Genomic DNA, 18080 nt, shown 5'->3' on the forward strand with positions numbered 1-18080 from the left:
TTTTGGTATTTTGTACCCTTAAACTAAATGAACTAGCTAAATGGCATTGAGCAGAATCTGGTCGGCATTTATTATTGTGGCCATTGTAGTGGCCAGTATTAAATGTTTCTTTTTCGGACAAACGGATATTTTTAACTGGATGGTAATTGGAAAGGCCGATGATGCTGCCAATCCGCTCAAGCTGGATGGGATGATTCAAACATGCTGGGTATCAGTAGAACTTTGCCTAAAGTTAATCGGCATATTGGCCTTGTTTATGGGTTTAATGAGTATTGCGGAAAAAGCCGGGGGAATCAGGTTGTTATCGAGAATTGTTGGCCCTTTTTTTTCCAAGTTATTTCCGGATATTCCAAAAGGCCATCCTTCTATGGGGCATATGATTATGAATTTTTCTGCCAATCTGCTCGGTTTGGACAATGCGGCAACGCCCTTCGGTTTAAAAGCAATGGAGAGTTTACAAGAGCTCAATCCAAGCAAAGATACCGCTTCAAATGCCCAAATCATGTTTTTATGTTTACATGCAGCGGGCTTGAGTTTAATCCCTGTAAGTGTAATCGCAATAAGAGCCTCACAAAATGCATCCAATCCGACTGATGTTTTTATACCTTGTTTAATCGTAACATTCGTTGGTACCATGGCAGCGATGTTAATCGTATCTTTCAAGCAAAAGATAAACCTTTTTCAACCTGTTGTAATCGGATGGATTCTTGGCCTCTCCGTTATTATTGCGGCTTTGGTGCTTTACATTAGATCTTTAGATGCCAATGGCATTCAATCCTTCTCCGGCTTACTAAGCAACGGTTTAATTCTGTTCATTTTCCTGGTGATTGTGATTGGTGCAATCTATAAGAAAATAGATGTTTTTGATGCATTTATTGGCGGTGCAAAGGATGGTTTCAGTACGGCCATCAATATCATTCCATATTTAGTGGGCATGTTGGTGGCGATCAGTTTACTTCGCACAAGCGGCACTTTCGATGTGGTTATAAATGGAATTAAAAGTATTTTCGTTTACCTCGGAACCGATACCAGGTTTGTTGAGGGTTTACCAACTGCACTCATAAGGCCATTAAGCGGCGGTGCTGCCCGCGGTATGATGGTCAGTACAATGGAAACCTATGGCGCCGATTCTTTCGCCAGCAGGCTATCCGGAATATTTCAAGGTGCCTCAGACACTACATTTTACGTAGTAGCAGTCTATTTCGGCTCTGTGCAGATAAAAAATACCAGGTATGCAATTGGCTCTATGTTACTCGCTGATTTAGTTGGTGTATGTACGGCAATCGGAATTTGTTATTTATTCTTCGGATAATAAATATCCAGGCCCATACAAATGGGATATTATTATTTAAATCGTTTCTGTACTATGATGGTGGTCATCCGCATTGTTTATGGCATCGCAGAAGTTCAAAAACTTAAAAGGACAAACTCTTTTAAGCTGCAGGCTGTGTCGGGGAAATTCTGTTAATGATTTCGTCAATGGCATCTGCTTCGATAACGGCATTTTTTGATGCACACCATTTAGATGTTTTATTGTCCATCCAGATGCAAAAAGAATGATACCCATCCAAAACAACCGCATAGGTTTCATGGAAATCATCATGAATGCGCATACAAAATCCCTTAAAGATTTTGCCTCTAACAATAAATTGCAAGGTTGAATAATCTGTTAACATGGCTCATTATATTTTTGGTTAAATTTATAACATCCAAAAAATGAGAATGTTTCGTTAATTTAAAGGAATTAATAAGTTTTCTCTAAAAACCTCAAATTGGCTTAACCTACGCTTAACATGTTGGAATAGCCTTTAGCTATTAAACGGTTTTTAGAAGGTAAAAATATTTCACATTGCAAATTAATTATGGTTCTACCTTTTTTAACAACTGCAGTTTCCGCAATAATTTCATCACCTTCATTGGCTGGTGCGAAATAGTCGATGTAATTACTTACGGTAGTAAAGCGGCTTTCCAAACCCATGGTATAAACTGTTGCCCCAATCAAGTCATCAATTATTCCAGCGGTAACGCCACCATGCAAAATCTGATAAGGATTGGTCATCTCCCTCCTTATTTTGTAACGGCAAACCAGTATACCGTTCTCTGCTTTTTCCAACACGGGCGCAAGCCAGTTCATGTAGTTAGATGGCGATGAATCAATTACCTTACCTAATGCTTGCCTTAAAATATTTAAACGTTGTTCGCTCAGAGATTCCATGTTTAAAGATAGGAAAAGATGTAAAGTGGAGCGCTATTTATAAGAAATATATAACCCACAAATACATTTACTTACACCTTTTTCCAATTCCCTATCTCCCTATTACCCATTTACCCATCTCCGTATTCCCTATTCCCCTATTCCCTATTCCCCATTTCCCATTTCCCATTTCCCATTTCCCATTTCCCAATCTCCCTACCACCTTAATTAATCGGCACAATAACTTTGAAGCTAAAGTTTCTACCCATATTATAAATTCCCGACCGGCCATTCGGAGATGATGCATAATATTCAAAATATTTAAGTCTGTTCAGGTTAGATTGATAAGCCTTATCGAAAATGTTATCACACTGGATAAAAACATCAAACATCGTTTTTCCTGATCTTGACTTCACACCAGTCCCTAAACCTGCGTTAAACAAAGCGTAACCATTTGTAAAGCTTTCCGTATTATCCAAAGCATAAAATCGATTCTGGTCCGCAGCAAAAAGCGCATCAACTTTAAAATAGGGCTTATCGAATAATCCCTGTGTATTTTGCGCTGTAAGCTTAATTTCAGAACGTATTTGTAAAGGCGGAATGAAAGGTAAATATTTTGCATCACGGCCATGTTTCGCCACTAAGGTTTCGTTCTTGTTTAAGCCAACTACATACGCCAGGCTGTTGTTAAAGCTTAGCCATTTTAATTGCGACGGATGAACATTTAAACCAAATTCGACACCATACAACCGGGCTTTCGATTGCTGGTACTGGTAAGTTAGGTTGCCCGGAACAATAACAACAGGATTTCCCGCAGCATCCGTTAACCTCGATTGATAGATGTAATTCTGAATGGTATTGTTAAATACTTCAAGGCTAACATCTGCGTTTTCCAGGTAGGCAATAAGGCCAATATCCTGCTGCAAATTAAATTCCGGTTTAAAGCTTCTGTTACCAAGGTAAACAATATGCGCCCCGGGGTCTAATCCATTTGAACCCACTTCAGTAATATTGGGTGCCCGGTATCCTCTTGCTATATTCGCTTTAAGCAATAGCTTTTCGGATAAGTTGTAGGTTAAACCCAGGCTACCAGAGAGGCCATAATAATTCCTGTCAAATGAGGGAAACTGAAGTTCGGCACCAGGAAAATTAAGGTTAACCCGCCTGCCAAAGCCGGTTTCGGCATTATTGGCTACATAAAAATCAGCCCATTCCAGGTTTCTTCTGTCTATACGAATACCCCCTGAAACATCCAGTTTACCAAAAGATTTTTTTGCAAAATAAAAGGCGCCAACATCAAAGAGGTTATAATCCGGAATCGGGAAATCAGTAGCATCCTTGCTCCGGTTTCCCTGTATCATACCATTTATACCTAAGGTACTTTCTATTCCGGCAACATCAGGCAAATTGTATTTTACATCATAATTTAAGGTGTTCAAAACCACATAAAGGCCGGCTTGTGAAGATCGTGTCGGATGATTAAACTCCCGACGAACACTCTGCTGTGCACCAATCAGGAAATTTAAATCGCTTTTGCCAAATTTAAACTGACTTGTATTGTAAAAGCGGTAATGCTGAATGTGCTGGTGCAAGGGGTTTATGGTATAGCGCCTTAGCTCACCTTCCGGAACTACCGGCCTGTTTTTTATATCATCTGTAACATCAAAAACCTGCCTGGTAAACCTTCTGCTTACCGAATCGCGGCTCCCATCAGGAATTTCCATTAAATTATCATAATAGGTTACAGCAGTTTTGGAGTATCCCCATTTTTTATCTATCCGGGCACTGGCCGATAAGTTGTATTCCCTGAAAGCTGTACCAAAAACATAGCCATCAACCGGGTTATGGTAATTATGCGCCGCTTTTCCCGTTGCCCGTAACGTATATTTCCAGTCGTTTTTAATATAAGCAAGCCCTAAAGATGAGCCCACCATGCCATTGTTGCTTTGGTAATTGCTGGTTAAATCCCCTTTTAAAATGCCATCTTCAAAATTTGGCTGGTATGGAATCATATTAATTACGCCGGCCAGGGCATCAGAGCCATAAGTTAAACTTGCCGGCCCTTTAACCACCTCTACCCTGCCAATGCCATACTCATCTACTTCAATACCATGTTCATCGCCCCACTGCTGCCCTTCCTGCCTTAAACCATCGTATAAGGTTAAAACCCGGTTATAACCCAATCCACGGATAAACGGTTTCGATACATTTGGGCCAGTGGTTACAGCCGATACCCCAGGAACACCTTTAACAATGGCCTCAATTAAATTGGTATTTACATTCTGATCCATTGTTTTCTTGCTAAGCACGGCAATAGGCACCGGACTTTTCCTCAAAGTGGTTGCCCGGTTCACGCCAGTTACAACCACATCATTTAAACTGGAAGCAAGTTGTTCCATTTCCACATGTAAAGTTTGTAGGCTATCTTTTAGGGCTATCTTTTGCTTTTTTGTGCTATAACCAATGGCCGAAAAAACAATATCGTAATGGCCTGCAGGTATTTGGTTAAAAAAATACTCACCATTCGAATTGGTTTTAACCAGCCTGTTTAAACCCGATAATTTAACGTTAACGTTCTCTTTGGGTAAAGCACCAACAGTAACCTTGCCTGTTAGTGTCATTTTCTGGGCCATAACGACATTGAAAACTGTTGAAAACAAAATCAGTAAAACCAGGCTATTAAAACGAATCATATATATCTAAACTTATTTTTAGACAAATCTAAATTTAATTTTATATATATCAAATAATAATATTAATACAATCTAAATACTTTGTGCAGTTCAATTGTGTTTCTTAGAAGATCGGGATAAATTGGCTGGTTATTTAGAAATCTGCATCATCAGCTTGATACAAGCACATCATTTTTAATGTATATAACCAAGCGGTTTCTAAAAGAAAAAGATGCCCTTGCAAACCAGTAGAAATCTTAATCAATTCGTTTTTAACAACTTAAATCAAGATTGCAGGATTTGCAGGTTAAAGGCAATAAATATTTAAAATTTATTTCTCCTTATTGCTTAGAACTTCTATATTTGCAGACATTAAAAAATGGGCCTCGGTAGCTCAGCTGGATAGAGCGTCGGTTTTCTAAACCGAGGGTCAGGGGTTCGAGTCCCTTCCGGGGTACAAACCGGAATCGATGCTATCGATTCCGGTTTTTTTGTCTTTACTAGGTTTTAATTTAGCCGCGGTCAGAGCATTAATTGTGAATTTATTTTCAGAATGGCAACTTGATAAACTCGAATTATGCCTTTTTATCCTATTAAGTGTTACAAACTCGCAATTTATGGTTTGCTTCCGATGCTTAAAATAAGCTTTGACTAGCTCGACTTATTATTTTTGGTATATAATCATCCCTCTTTTAATTACTCATCAAAAAATCTAGCCTGCTTGCTAGTTGAGTTTTTAATAAGTCGATGCTATTATTGTGTATGATAAATTTATAATCCTTTAAATCGAAGGGTATATTTTTAGCGTCATCAACCAGAAAAATTATTTTTTTATTTCTCCCTAAGGCATATCCAACTTCAAAGAAAACGTTCTTATTAGATGCGCTGCATTCTGCAATAACAATTTTTGATGTCGTTATATTAATCATTATTTCTTCCGTTATTTTCCCCTTAAATTCGTATTTATCAACTCTTTTTGGTTCAATATTTCTATCTTTCAGTATTTCTTCAATCCCATACTTATACAAGTTATCATTATTTGAGTTATTAAATTCCATTATAATAAAAGCTTCATTCCAATCAAATGTGCAATCATCTAAAATTGAATTGTAGAATAAATTTCTTTTAATGTTAATGATGTCCTTAAAATTACCCCTTACTATATTGGCTTCATTAAAACTTATTTTCACAAAATCACTGTTAATAAAATCAATGGATTTTGCCTTTATCCTATTTAAATCAACATCATCAAATTTGCAGTCAATAAATTTTACATTTTGTATAAAAGAGGTCGAGAAATCGGTTTCAGAAAAAAAAGTGTCGTTTATAGTACCGGTAATGTAGCGTAGAGAGTTGTTTAAAATACAGTTATCAAAAAAACAAGAATTAAAATTGACCCTTTGAAAATCACATGTATCAAAAAAAGTATTTATGAATTTGCAGCTTTCAAAATAACAGTTCTTTATCAAAACTGAATCCATTTTGAATGAATCGAATATCAGGTCTTTGAATATTACGGCTTCGATACTCTGATTGTTAATGAAATAATTATCAGGTACGTCATCTAAGGATTCTATGATGGTATATTCTTTTTTGTTTAGCATGATTTTTTTTTGATTTAGTTTCTTCACAATACGTATTAAAATAGACCGGCCGAAGAAAATCTGTTATTATACCGTATTGGTAGAAATGATATTGACTATTTAAATATTGATTTTTAAAAATTATAGATGGTAATAAATTAATAGGCTCTGCTATTTGAAATCCTGATATGGGCATGAAACGGACATTTTTGTTGCGCTGGAATCTGAAGTAAAAGATGTTTAGATTATTAAGACTTGTAACCGTATTTATGCACATGAATTATAACTTTTGTTCCATCTTCAAATCGATCAACAATCTTTGCTCCTGCAGTTCAACTTTACTACCCCAATCTTTAATATTGATTTTCTTTAACTATATTCGGTATTTTAATAACTTTTGTATTCTGCTTAAGTTCTCTGAAAACAAGTTACTTCCAAAACTATCTTGAAATTCACCACCTTATTATATTTAACGGTAATTTTATTTTCCGAAACTTGTATTGATGCCAAATGCTAAGTATGGCTTACCATTATATATCCATTGTTCTCCATTCTTTCCTGTTGCATTTTCAGTTCCAAAAGCGAAGACTAACCCCAAATTGTTTCTCGCTAGTATTAAATTTGCTCCGTAAGTTAAAGTCGCATTTGTTTGATCAGCGACATACTTTGTCGGGTCTTTATAAACTCCACTTTTAAGATCGGCCGTTGAAGGACCAAAATATCCACCCAATGTTATTGAATAATTATTTATTAATCTTGTATTTATTGCTGACCATCCCCAAGTATAACCTGCATTTAAAGCTAATTGAAACGAAGTAGTTCCGATTCCGGTTGTTTTTGTTCCATTAGGCAGCGTTATGGGAAGTCTATAGCGAAATGGCAAAGTATTTAGACCTAAATTTATTGCCTGGAACGGCACCCACATTACTTTAGTTTGACGGCCAAGAGTAGCCCTATTGTCAGTAAATCTTATTTGAGTTGATTTCAATGATGTTGTACTGTCAAGTCCATTAGCACCGCAATTTATATCATCAATAATCTGCCAGATATCAAAGTTAATTTGTCCGCTTGATACTGTGATAACTCCTTTTCTTTTAATATTACATAAGCTAACATTTGTGGTTATTCTGGTTTCATAAGGAGTAGACAGACTTGGCGGAGTAGTTACGATTTTTTGCAATGTAAAACCATATTTTCGCTGAATTTTTTGTTCATCGACAATGTGGTGAAAACGAATCTGGGAAAACGATAGATTTGAAAAAGTCAATCCGACTATCATTAAAAAGAACCTCTTATCCATAATTTTATTTATTTCTTTAGTTTATCAGAAGCTGCTCATTTAAATCGCAATCAATACAACGATCAATTAACAACTAATAATGATTGCCATTAGATACAATCTAAAACACAAAAAAAGCTGCAGGAAACAGGGAGATCTGAGAGCTTTTTGAGATTTGAAATTATATTTATATAGTAAATTTTATGAACGAATTAACAAATTTACTTTTACTAATAAAATACTTACTTTTAAGTATTTATAAAAAATTCACACCAAACAGGCAAATTATTATTCCCTCATGCTGGTACGAGCTTACAGCAATTCAGCTACTGTTTTACTTTCCAACGAAGCCGATCAGGGTACACAAAATGAAATGATTTTACTTGCAGATAAAATTATAAAACCCTGGTAACAATAAGGACTAATTCCCTTTGCCCGCCAGGTATTCTAATGCTTTAGAATTGTAAAAAAAACCGAAAGAAGTTTAAATTATTTGTTTCGTATATGCTACTTTTACTTTAAGGCACCATTTGCTTATGAAAAAAATAATGACTTTTTTATTGCTGGCAACGATCGTTTCTTCAGCAAAAGCCCAGTTACAACCATTTAATGGCCTTGATATGAACCTGGGAAATCTATCGCGTCTTTCATCAGCCCAAACCCGGTCTATCAGTCCGGAGAACTTTACCGGTGGAAAAGGAAAAGGGGGCATGGCAGACCCGAAAGATCATTCAAAAAGAAATGTGGCAAACGCCGGCCCTACGGCCCGCGATCTTGGTATGGGATGGAAAGTTAACCCCTATATCTTTATCAATCCCGGAGAAACCATTACCATCGGAGAGATTGATGGTTCTGGTGCGATACAACACATCTGGATGACACCTACCGGAAACTGGAATTTCAGTATCATCAGGTTCTATTGGGATGATGAAACCACCCCATCTGTAGAATCGCCTGTAGGGCCCTTTTTTGGAATGGCATGGGGAGAATATGCGCCATTAAATTCGCTTGCCATGACGGTAAATCCTGGGAGTGCCTTTAACAGTTACTGGAAAATGCCCTTCCGCAAAACGTGTAAAATCACGATGCAGAACCTGGATGATAAGGCAATGAGCCTATACTACCAAATCGACTACGTTCTTACTGATGTACCCAACGATGAGGCCTATTTTCATGCGCAGTATAGAAGGAGCAATTCGCAACCCGGTTCGCTGTATTCCATTATAGATGGCGTTCGTGGCCAGGGCCAATATGTTGGTACTTTCCTCGGCGTAGGTGTAAGAAACAATGGGTGGTGGGGCGAGGGCGAAATCAAGTTCTTCATGGATGGCGATAAGGATTTCGCTACCATCGTTGGCACCGGAACCGAAGATTATTTCTGCGGCTCCTATAATTTTGAAAACAAAAAAACAAGGCAATATGAAACCTTTTCAACCCCTTATGCCGGTTTTCACCAGGTAATAAAGCCCGACGGCCTCTACCAGGCGCAACAACGATTTGGTATGTACCGGTGGCACGTTCTCGATCCCATCCGGTTCTCGAAAGATTTGAAAGTTACCATCCAGGATCTTGGATGGCGATCTGGTGGCCGCTACTTGCCACAGCACTCTGATCTTATTTCCGTAGCCTATTGGTACCAAAGAGAACCACATGGGGCCTTTCCTAAACTCCCCGGTAAAGATGAGCTTGAAGTAAATTAGCTTTGGAAAACAGGTTAAGAAGCTAAATTTTGCGCAAATTCAGACCATTTCAAATTAGAATTTTAAACATGGCGAACCTTATATTTAAAAGAGCTTATATTTTTACGCTGCTGCCTGGTCTTGTAGCAGCTTAATAGCGCAGGAAACATTACTCATGCCCCAGGCTGGTGAGAGCTTGTAGTTCGTATCCAAATAACTTAAATATTAACTCCAAACAAACCCTTGTCTCCGGAAAAAATCCATCGATACAGTACCTAATATCTAGAAAGCTTATTTATTTTATGATTGTAAATTCTAAAATAAATAATCATGCCTTATATCGGAATGAGTTAAAACTCGCACCACCGCAAATAATATAGTCTTGATGCACTCGGCCCAGCTAGGGGCAATCTGAAGGATATTTTAGTTGACAGTCTCAGCTAAACAAGCTTTCAAGTCAATTCAGGGAATGACAAACCGATAAATGGACTTCACAACGCCATATGAGCGTTATGTGGAATTTCTTGAAATGTTGAGTGAACAAGCTTACCTTTAGAATGCACTGGTAAATATCATTATACCTCACCTTGTTCAAATGCTCTTTTTGCATTATCATAACTTTGATATTTCTCACGATTAACCCAACTAATTATTGCCCCTTGGTTGATTAGTGCACGATGCGCTTGGTATCCATCAAATTCAGGATTGAGTTCAAATTCTTCATCATAATAGCAAGTAGCCTGCTTTACTACTTTACCGTCGACCACGGTTAGGTATAATTCATGCACAGTAATGTCTGCGAAGTCTTCGAAATATTCGAGTATGAATCTGTCTGGATTAATTTCTTTTATTAACGAAGCTAGTGCTGAAAAGTCGTAGGTAAATCCTTCTTCTTTATCCTCATCATATTTGTCCTGTACTGCTGAAGCGGTATTTAACGCAGTGGATAAGTCATTACAACCAAAGACGTGAGCAATAAAAACGCTAAGGGAACTCCAGTTTACATCATACCTATCAGGGTCTAAAGGTATTACAAATGACCTGTTTTCCCTGAAGTGTACCATGTCAGGAGGTACGTCTACATTATCCAATACTATTAGTGCACAAATTAGCTGAGCCATGTCCTTAATTTCATTAAATATAAACCATACCTCCTATAAATCCAACATATAATGATGTAGTGTACCCCCTCGTTAAATATGGAACTTATATGAAGTTGTCAAATCAACTAAGGAAAGGAGGCGCGGAATAATTTACTTTGCGCGGGCTATATGAGCGTTTATGCCGTGGCTTCCTTAAACGTACTGGGAGGACCAAGCCCAGGCTTGTGCGAGCTTGTAGCTCGTATCCAAATAGTAACTGACTATAAAAAAAGATATTGTTCTATATCTCCTGGATGTTTATTGTACGAACCTTTTCTATACACGCCTGGCTTTCTATCCGGAATAATTCTAAATAATCATAATTATCTTCGGTCATTCAATTTTTTCCAACTATCTTGCCACTCCTTGGTTTAAACCTATAAACAATTACTATCCGTATGACAAAAAACATCTTCATCGCTTCAGCAGAACCCTATACCGGCAAATCAGTAATCGCTTTCGGAATGATTAATATGTTACTGGCCAAAACGCAGAAGGTGGGTTATTTTAAGCCGATTATTGCGCAAGATGATCCGAATAAAAAAGATGAACATGTTGTAGCCATGCTGGATTATTTTTCCCTGCCGATTAAATATGAAGATGCATTTGCCTTTACCCGCCAGGATATGCTGCACGAATACCAGAACAGCGGCGATATCATCAATACCATCATTAGTAAATATAAAAAACTGGAAGATAATTACGATTTCACGGTTATTGAAGGGAGCGATTTCCTGGGCGAAGGTATGGCTTTTGAATTTGAATCGAATGCCTTAATGGCTAAAAACCTGGGGGCTCCGGTGCTAATCGTGGTATCAGGAAAAAATAAAACGGCCAGCCAGCTCTTTAAATCGGCCATAAACATTTACCGCAATTTCCTTTTACGCGATGTGCAGGTTTTAGGGGTGGTGGCCAATATGGTTAACCCCGATGAAGCCGAACGGATTAAACAAGCACTAAGCAACCAATTGCCGCCTGAATTGTTAATTGCGGTTATCCCAATCGAAAGTGGCTTGCAAAGCCCCACGATGAAGGAAATTACCGCGGCTTTAGATGCTGAAATATTATTTGGTGCCGATTTAATGGATAACCAGGTAGATAACTTTGTAACCGGGGCCATGATGTTGCCTAACTTTTTAAGGCACATTAAAGATAATTTATTAATTGTAACCCCTGGCGATCGCGGCGACATCATTATAGGTTCATTACAGGCCAACTTATCGGCCAATTACCCAAAAATTGCGGGGATTGTTTTAACGGCCGGCAGCTTACCCGATGAGCCCATGATAAGGCTTATTGAAGGTTTGCAAACCATAATCCCGATAATTTCCGTTCAGAAGGGCACTTTTGAAACCACCACTACAATTGGTGCCATACATTCTAAAATTACCATCGATAATAAAAAGAAGATTACGCTCGCGATTGAGCTTTTTGAAAAATATGTAGACTTAAAGGCCTTAGACGATAAAATCATCACCTTCAGTTACGAAGGCATTACACCGCACATGTTCCAGTACAACCTGGTGAAATGGGCGAAGAGTGAGAAAAAACACATTGTATTGCCCGAAGGAAACGACGACCGGATTTTAAAGGCCGTAGAGAAACTTATTACTCAGGATGTAGTAAACATTACCCTGCTGGGCGACCCGGCAGAAATTGGAAATTCTATTAAACGTTTGGGTTTAAACCTGGATATCAATACAATAAACATCCATAACCCGGCACATTCTGAACATTACGATAATTATGTAGAAAGTTTATATGAACTGCGTAAAAACAAGAATGTAAACATGGAAATGGCCAGGGATATGATGACGGATGTTTCTTATTTTGGCACCATGATGGTGTACAAAGGCGATGCCGACGGTATGGTTTCTGGTGCTGTACACACTACACAACACACCATTAGGCCGGCACTGCAGTTTGTGAAAACAAAACCCGGTGTTTCGGTGGTATCATCTATATTTTTTATGTGTTTACCGGAGCGGGTGGCGATATTCGGCGATTGTGCCGTAAACCCTAACCCTACAGCACAGCAGCTGGCCGAAATTGCCATATCGTCGGCAGAAAGTAGTGCCAAATTTGGAATAGAGCCACGGATTGCCATGCTCTCCTACTCTTCGGGAACATCGGGCGAAGGCGAAGATGTAGAACGTGTACGCGAAGCCACGGCCATTGTTAAGGCGCGGCACCCGGAATTGAAAATTGAAGGCCCGATTCAATATGATGCTGCCGTTGATCCTTTGGTTGGCCAGCAAAAACTGCCGGGATCGGAAGTGGCAGGAAGGGCAAGTGTGTTAATTTTCCCCGATTTAAATACCGGGAACAATACCTACAAAGCCGTGCAAAGGGAAACCGGTGCATTGGCCATTGGCCCAATGTTACAGGGCTTAAATAAACCAATTAACGATTTGAGCAGGGGCTGCACCGTCGACGATATTTTTAATACCGTTGTGATTACAGCCATTCAATGTCAGGACATTAAATAATATGAACATTTTAGTTATCAATTCGGGCAGCAGCTCGATAAAATACCAGCTTTTTAAAATGCCTGTATCGCAACCGGTTTGCAGCGGCCTGGTGGAGCGCATTGGCATTGAAGGATCCTTTATTAAACATTCTGTGTTTTCGGGCGGAGAAAAACTAACCATAGAAAAAGAGGCATTCATCTCCAGCCATGCTGAAGCTTTAAACCAGGTTTTAGATTTGCTTATTAACGGGGAACAGGCCGTAATTACAAGTATTGAAGATATTGCAGCAGTTGGCCACCGCGTGGTACATGGCGGGGAAAATTTCTCGTCTGCTGCCCTGATAACAGATGAGGTGAAGCAACAGATTAAAAACCTGTTTTCTCTGGCACCTCTACACAATCCTGTAAACTATATTTGCATAGAGGTGGCCGAACAAACCTTTCCATCAGCGAAACAGATTGCTGTTTTCGACACCGCCTTTCATCAAAGTATACCCGAAGTTGCCTACCGTTATGCCATTCCAGAGCAGTATTATACTGCGGAGGGTATTCGCGTATATGGTTTCCATGGTACCAGCCACAAATATGTTAGCGAGCGGGCCATAGAATGGCTGGGCGATAAACATTCCAAAATTATCAGCATCCATTTGGGTAACGGTTGCAGCATTACAGCCATTAAAGACGGTAAATCGATAGATACCAGCATGGGCTTTGGCCCTTTAAGCGGTTTGATGATGGGTACCCGGTCGGGCGATATTGATCCTTCAGTTGTTTTTCATTTAATGGAAAATGCAGGTTATAAACCCGATCAATTGAGTAACCTGCTTAATAAACAATCGGGATTGCTCGGCGTAGGCGGTTCGAGTGATATGCGGGATATTAATAAAATGGCCAGTGAAGGGAATGATGCCGCAAAATTGGCTTTACGCCTGTATGCCTACCGGATTAAGAAATTTATTGGCGCTTATGCAGCCACTTTAAATGGTATTGATGCTATCGTATTTACGGCCGGTGTTGGCGAAAATGACAGGGAAATGCGGGCCGCTGTTTCTAAGGAACTGAGCTTCCTGGGTATTAATATAGATTTGGGCAAAAATAACAATTACAAAGGTACCATCCTCGATATCAGCATGGCAGAAGGTCCTGTTCGTATTTTGGTTATCCCTACAAACGAAGAATATGAAATTGCGAGTCAATGTTTTAATCTTTTATCCCCCAAAATTGATTAATTTACAGCTGGTAACAATTGCATAACATTTAGTGTGTATTCTAATTTATAAGTAGATTTACGGGTATATTGGGTTTCTAACCTCATACCAATTACTATGAAAAGAATCATCTGTTTAGGTTTCGCATTTTTGCTTTTATCGCCGTTTATGCTGCTAGCACAAACCGGAAAAGTTTATGATAACCTGAGTTTGCCGAGTAAGATTTTAAAAGGCGATCGAAAATATGCAATTTACCTGCCGCCGGATTATGAAACATCTGGCCGAAATTATCCTGTTCTTTACTTACTCCATGGCGCAGGCGATGACCAGACCGGCTGGGTACAATTTGGAGAGGTATTAACCCTAACCGATAAAGCGATTGCAAATGGCACTTCCACTGCCATGATAATTGTAATGCCCGATGCGAATACAGGTAGAAGGGGCTATTTCAATGATATAAAAGGCGACTGGAATTATGAGGATTTTTTCTTCAAAGAGCTTATGCCTCATGTAGAAAAAAAGTATCGAATTAAAACGGAAAAACGTTCGCGTGCAATAGCTGGCTTATCGATGGGTGGCGGCGGAACTTTTGTTTACGCATTGCACCATCCGGAATTGTTCTCATCGGCATGCCCGCTGAGCGCTTATCTTGGCTTTCTAAACTTAGCTGATGCACAAAGTGCCCTGAAGAAAGCAAACCCGGCTCTAACCGACGCGGATATAACGACTTATTATAACACACAAAACGTATTGCCGCTTTTGACCAATCTGCCTGATGCCCAAAAAAAAGCAGTTAACTGGTATATCGACTGTGGCGATGATGATTTCCTTTATGAGGGTAATGCACTTGCACACATCCTGATGCGAAAAAAAGAAATACCGCACGAATTTCGCGTTAGAAACGGAGGCCACAACTGGACCTACTGGCGGGAATCTTTACCGAGTGTATTAAGTTTTGTTTCTGATACCTTCCATCAGCATTAGTTGAGCGAATTCGTCAATTTTAACCAATTGTGACCATTTTATTCTATTTGACATTGAGTATTAGATGTGAAATGTGAATTTATATAAATTAGAAGAATTTTTAACCGTAAACGACAAGCCGTAAAAACACAAAATGATCAAATTTTCCTTAAGCTTAATCTATTCTGCAATTTTATTGGGATTATTAAGTTTCTTTAACAAATCCAACACGACTAAACCAAATCCCGAAGAAATTAAGATTTCAACATTTGCTGGTCCAGATGTAACCCCCAGTCCTGCCTGCCTTGCTGTTGCGCCAACCGGCGAAGTTTATGTAGGTGTCGATATGATAGGTTCCTTGGGTAAGGAGGCCGGAAAAGGCCGCATCTTAAAGCTGATTGATAAAAATAATGACGGCAAAATGGATGAACACAGTGTATTTGCCGACGTGGATAACCCAAGGGGTATTATTGTTCAGGGAAATAAAGTATTCGTTTTACATACCACCTTTTCAAAAGATACGAAGGAAGCAACCGGAATGAACCTGGTTGTTTTTGAAGACAACGATGGTGATGGGAAAGCCGACGGGCCTGAAAAACCTTTAATAGAACACATCAGCAATGCCAAATACATTCGTGAACGGGGAACGGACCATGCTACAAATGGCATCAGACTGGGAATAGATGGCTGGATTTACATTTCGGTAGGCGATTTCGGTTTCCATGATGCCATAGACCGCAGTGGTAAAAAGTTAACCATGTTAGGTGGTGGTGTAGTACGTGTTCGTCCAGATGGAACGGAAATGGAAATATTTACACATGGTACAAGAAATGTATATGATGTAGCGATTGATCCTTACATGAACGTTTTCACCCGGGAAAATACAAATGATGGTGGCGGATGGAACGTTCGTTTTTCTCACCATATACAAACGGCAGAATATGGATACCCTGTTTTGTTCCAGCATTTTACCGATGAGATTATTCCGGCGCTTGCCGATTTAGGAGGTGGTTCGGGAACCGGCGCTTTATTTATGGATGAGCCCAACTGGCCTGAAAAATACAATAATGTACCCATGATGGCCGATTGGGGAAGAAGTATGCTTTACATACACAGGGTAATAGCAGACGGAGCAACCTTTACTCAAAAAGACGAAGAGTTTTTAAAAATCCCTCAAATTACCGACCTGGATGTAGATGGTTCAGGCAGGCTTTATTTATCTGCTTGGGATGGCGCAGGCTATTCAGGAAGTGATTCAAAAGGCTATGTAATACGCGCCGTACCCAACAACTGGACTTATACTGCCTTTCCTGATGTAAAAAAACTGTCTGTAAAAAAGCTGGCAGATTTAATGAAATCAAATAGTGCTGTGGCACGTATTGCTGCTTCACAGGAGTTGTTGAACCGTTCAAATAAACAAGCAGTTTCAGCGAGTTTAAAAATAGCAACCGACAAAAATTTACCATTATATGCAAGGGTGGCTGGCCTATTTACTTATGCCCAGCTAAGTAAAGAAAATGGGCTAAGCGAATTGATTGCTTTAACAAAAGATGATGCGGTTCGCGAATTTGCTTTAAAAGCACTTACTGATAGAAAATATTTATTGGAAAAAGTTCCGTCAGAGCCTTTTTTAGCCGCCTTGAAGGATGCATCGCCGCGAATTCAGGCTGCTGCTATTATTGGCTTAGGCAGACTCGGCAAAACAGATGCAACTACTGCCCTATTGCAGGTTAAAGTTCCTGCATCTTTTGTTGCGCCTGTAAAGGATATTGAAGGTCCTCATGCAAACCCAAATTCAGCAATTGTGTTACCACACCTGGCCGTTCGGGCTTTAGTGAGTTTAAATGCAACAGATGATTGCCTGGCTGCAGTTGGAACAGCAAATTCTGATTTAGCACTTTGGGCTTTACGGTACATGCACAACCAAAAAGCGGTAGATGGATTGATTAAAACCTATGCCTCGACAAAAGATGCCCAATTAAAAAAACAAATTCTAACCACTTTAGCACGTCTTTACAAAAAAGAAGAAGCTTATGATGCAAGCTGGTGGTGGGGAACCCGCCCGGATTCTCATGGGCCATATTTTAAGGCGGTAACCTGGGCAGGTTCTGCGGCAATTGAAAGATTACTTAAAGACGAATGGACAAAAGCAGATGCGCAGGGCAAACAATTTTTTGTCGATTTAGACGCACGCCATAGAATGGGTATAGCCGAATTTGCAGTTGAAGAAAAACTGGCAGCCACGGAAGAGCCTAAAATAGACCTCGAAAAGATAAAAAACAAAAAAGGACAGGTGGGCAAGTCCTCTATAGAAGATGTTTTAATAGCAATTAATAAATTACAGGGCGACCCCCTTAAAGGAAGGACAATTTTTAACAACCAGGGTTGCATTGCCTGCCATAGCCTAAGCAGAACAGAAAAAATGAAAGGACCATTTATGGGTCAGATTGGATCGATTATGAACCGCGAACAAATTGCCGAGTCCATTTTAAAACCAGATGCTTCGATATCGCAGGGATTTGCTACGGTTATGATAACTGCAAAAGGTGATAAAACGTATATGGGCTTTATAACCGAAGAAACCGCTGCAAAAATTGTAATGCGTAATATCGCCGGCGAGGTGTTTAATATTAAGACAAGCGATGTCATCTCGCGCAAGGAAATGGAAAATTCTATGATGCCACAAGGTTTAGCGAATTCACTGTCGTATGAAGAACTTGCATCATTAGTTACGTTTTTATCGCAACAGAAGAAATAGAGAAATGCTGCCGGATTTATAACACCCGGCAGCTTCTATATGATGGAAATTTAATTAATTGGCAAACAATGGCTTAAGTAGATTCCTTAATTGAAATTTTTATGTTAGTTTTGTGCCCTGTTTCCACACCAA

The 18080-nt window shown here is 39.2% G+C and carries 12 protein-coding genes and 1 tRNA gene; 7 read left to right on the forward strand and 6 right to left on the reverse strand.

What is annotated here, in order from left to right; translation table 11 throughout:
* Window positions 1–40: 40 nt before the first annotated feature.
* Entirely contained in the window at window positions 41–1312 is a 1272-nt protein-coding gene (locus tag ASF92_RS18050) for a nucleoside recognition domain-containing protein (protein WP_056096551.1), read from the forward strand.
* Window positions 1313–1433: 121 nt separating this feature from the next.
* Here the strand turns inward: ASF92_RS18050 and ASF92_RS18055 are convergent, their stop codons facing one another.
* The 3 genes from ASF92_RS18055 to ASF92_RS18065 all read right to left on the reverse strand — a co-directional run bounded on the left by ASF92_RS18055 (window position 1434) and on the right by ASF92_RS18065 (window position 4887).
* A complete protein-coding gene (locus tag ASF92_RS18055; protein ID WP_056096553.1) occupies window positions 1434–1676 on the reverse strand; it encodes a hypothetical protein in 243 nt (80 codons plus the stop codon).
* 101 nt (window positions 1677–1777) lie between these two features.
* The gene (locus tag ASF92_RS18060) at window positions 1778–2215 is read right to left on the reverse strand and encodes a PaaI family thioesterase (RefSeq protein ID WP_056096556.1); all 438 of its coding nucleotides are present in this window, start codon (window positions 2213–2215) and stop codon (window positions 1778–1780) included.
* Window positions 2216–2418: 203 nt separating this feature from the next.
* On the reverse strand, window positions 2419–4887 hold the full coding sequence (locus ASF92_RS18065) for a TonB-dependent receptor (protein WP_082489611.1): 2469 nt from the start codon (window positions 4885–4887) through the stop codon (window positions 2419–2421).
* 362 nt (window positions 4888–5249) lie between these two features.
* Between ASF92_RS18065 and ASF92_RS18070 the strand changes: the two genes are divergently transcribed.
* A tRNA-Arg gene (locus tag ASF92_RS18070) sits at window positions 5250–5323 on the forward strand.
* A gap of 235 nt (window positions 5324–5558) precedes the next feature.
* On the opposite strand, the gene ASF92_RS18075 is transcribed toward ASF92_RS18070, so the two are convergent.
* Window positions 5559–6497, reverse strand: a complete 939-nt coding sequence (locus ASF92_RS18075) for a pentapeptide repeat-containing protein (protein WP_056096558.1) — start codon at window positions 6495–6497, stop codon at window positions 5559–5561.
* 433 nt (window positions 6498–6930) lie between these two features.
* Complete coding sequence (locus tag ASF92_RS18080) at window positions 6931–7749, reverse strand: hypothetical protein (protein ID WP_157263968.1); 819 nt, start codon at window positions 7747–7749, stop codon at window positions 6931–6933.
* Window positions 7750–8264: 515 nt separating this feature from the next.
* Here ASF92_RS18080 and ASF92_RS18085 point away from each other — a divergent pair.
* A complete protein-coding gene (locus ASF92_RS18085) occupies window positions 8265–9428 on the forward strand; it encodes a glycoside hydrolase family 172 protein (protein WP_056096565.1) in 1164 nt (387 codons plus the stop codon).
* Between the two features lie 554 nt (window positions 9429–9982).
* Here the strand turns inward: ASF92_RS18085 and ASF92_RS18090 are convergent.
* A complete protein-coding gene (locus ASF92_RS18090) occupies window positions 9983–10471 on the reverse strand; it encodes a hypothetical protein (protein ID WP_157263970.1) in 489 nt (162 codons plus the stop codon).
* Window positions 10472–10947: 476 nt separating this feature from the next.
* On the opposite strand from ASF92_RS18090, the gene pta reads away from it, so the two are divergent.
* The 4 genes from pta (at window position 10948) to ASF92_RS18110 (ending at window position 17948) form a co-directional block, all read left to right on the forward strand.
* A complete protein-coding gene (gene pta / locus ASF92_RS18095) occupies window positions 10948–13038 on the forward strand; it encodes a phosphate acetyltransferase (protein ID WP_056096572.1) in 2091 nt (696 codons plus the stop codon).
* A gap of 1 nt (window position 13039) precedes the next feature.
* On the forward strand, window positions 13040–14248 hold the full coding sequence (locus tag ASF92_RS18100) for an acetate/propionate family kinase (protein WP_056096574.1): 1209 nt from the start codon (window positions 13040–13042) through the stop codon (window positions 14246–14248).
* A 96-nt stretch (window positions 14249–14344) separates the two neighbouring features.
* Window positions 14345–15211: an esterase family protein gene (locus tag ASF92_RS18105; protein WP_056096577.1), complete on the forward strand. Its 867-nt coding sequence runs from the start codon at window positions 14345–14347 to the stop codon at window positions 15209–15211.
* A 133-nt stretch (window positions 15212–15344) separates the two neighbouring features.
* Entirely contained in the window at window positions 15345–17948 is a 2604-nt protein-coding gene (locus ASF92_RS18110; RefSeq protein WP_056096580.1) for a c-type cytochrome, read from the forward strand.
* Window positions 17949–18080 lie beyond the last annotated feature (132 nt).

It is taken from the genome of Pedobacter sp. Leaf176 (assembly GCF_001424305.1).
Lineage (GTDB): Bacteria > Bacteroidota > Bacteroidia > Sphingobacteriales > Sphingobacteriaceae > Pedobacter.

Excerpts from the sequence above, each read along its gene's own strand:
- pta (WP_056096572.1), top strand. The coding sequence starts at position 10,948 with ATGACAAAAAACATCTTCATCGCTTCAGCAGAACCCTATACCGGCAAA.
- ASF92_RS18105 (WP_056096577.1), top strand. The coding sequence starts at position 14,345 with ATGAAAAGAATCATCTGTTTAGGTTTCGCATTTTTGCTTTTATCGCCG.
- ASF92_RS18090 (WP_157263970.1), bottom strand. The coding sequence starts at position 10,471 with ATGGTACACTTCAGGGAAAACAGGTCATTTGTAATACCTTTAGACCCT.
- ASF92_RS18100 (WP_056096574.1), top strand. The coding sequence starts at position 13,040 with ATGAACATTTTAGTTATCAATTCGGGCAGCAGCTCGATAAAATACCAG.
- ASF92_RS18110 (WP_056096580.1), top strand. The coding sequence starts at position 15,345 with ATGATCAAATTTTCCTTAAGCTTAATCTATTCTGCAATTTTATTGGGA.
- ASF92_RS18055 (WP_056096553.1), bottom strand. The coding sequence starts at position 1,676 with ATGTTAACAGATTATTCAACCTTGCAATTTATTGTTAGAGGCAAAATC.
- ASF92_RS18080 (WP_157263968.1), bottom strand. The coding sequence starts at position 7,749 with ATGGATAAGAGGTTCTTTTTAATGATAGTCGGATTGACTTTTTCAAAT.
- ASF92_RS18060 (WP_056096556.1), bottom strand. The coding sequence starts at position 2,215 with ATGGAATCTCTGAGCGAACAACGTTTAAATATTTTAAGGCAAGCATTA.
- ASF92_RS18085 (WP_056096565.1), top strand. The coding sequence starts at position 8,265 with ATGAAAAAAATAATGACTTTTTTATTGCTGGCAACGATCGTTTCTTCA.
- ASF92_RS18065 (WP_082489611.1), bottom strand. The coding sequence starts at position 4,887 with ATGATTCGTTTTAATAGCCTGGTTTTACTGATTTTGTTTTCAACAGTT.
- ASF92_RS18050 (WP_056096551.1), top strand. The coding sequence starts at position 41 with ATGGCATTGAGCAGAATCTGGTCGGCATTTATTATTGTGGCCATTGTA.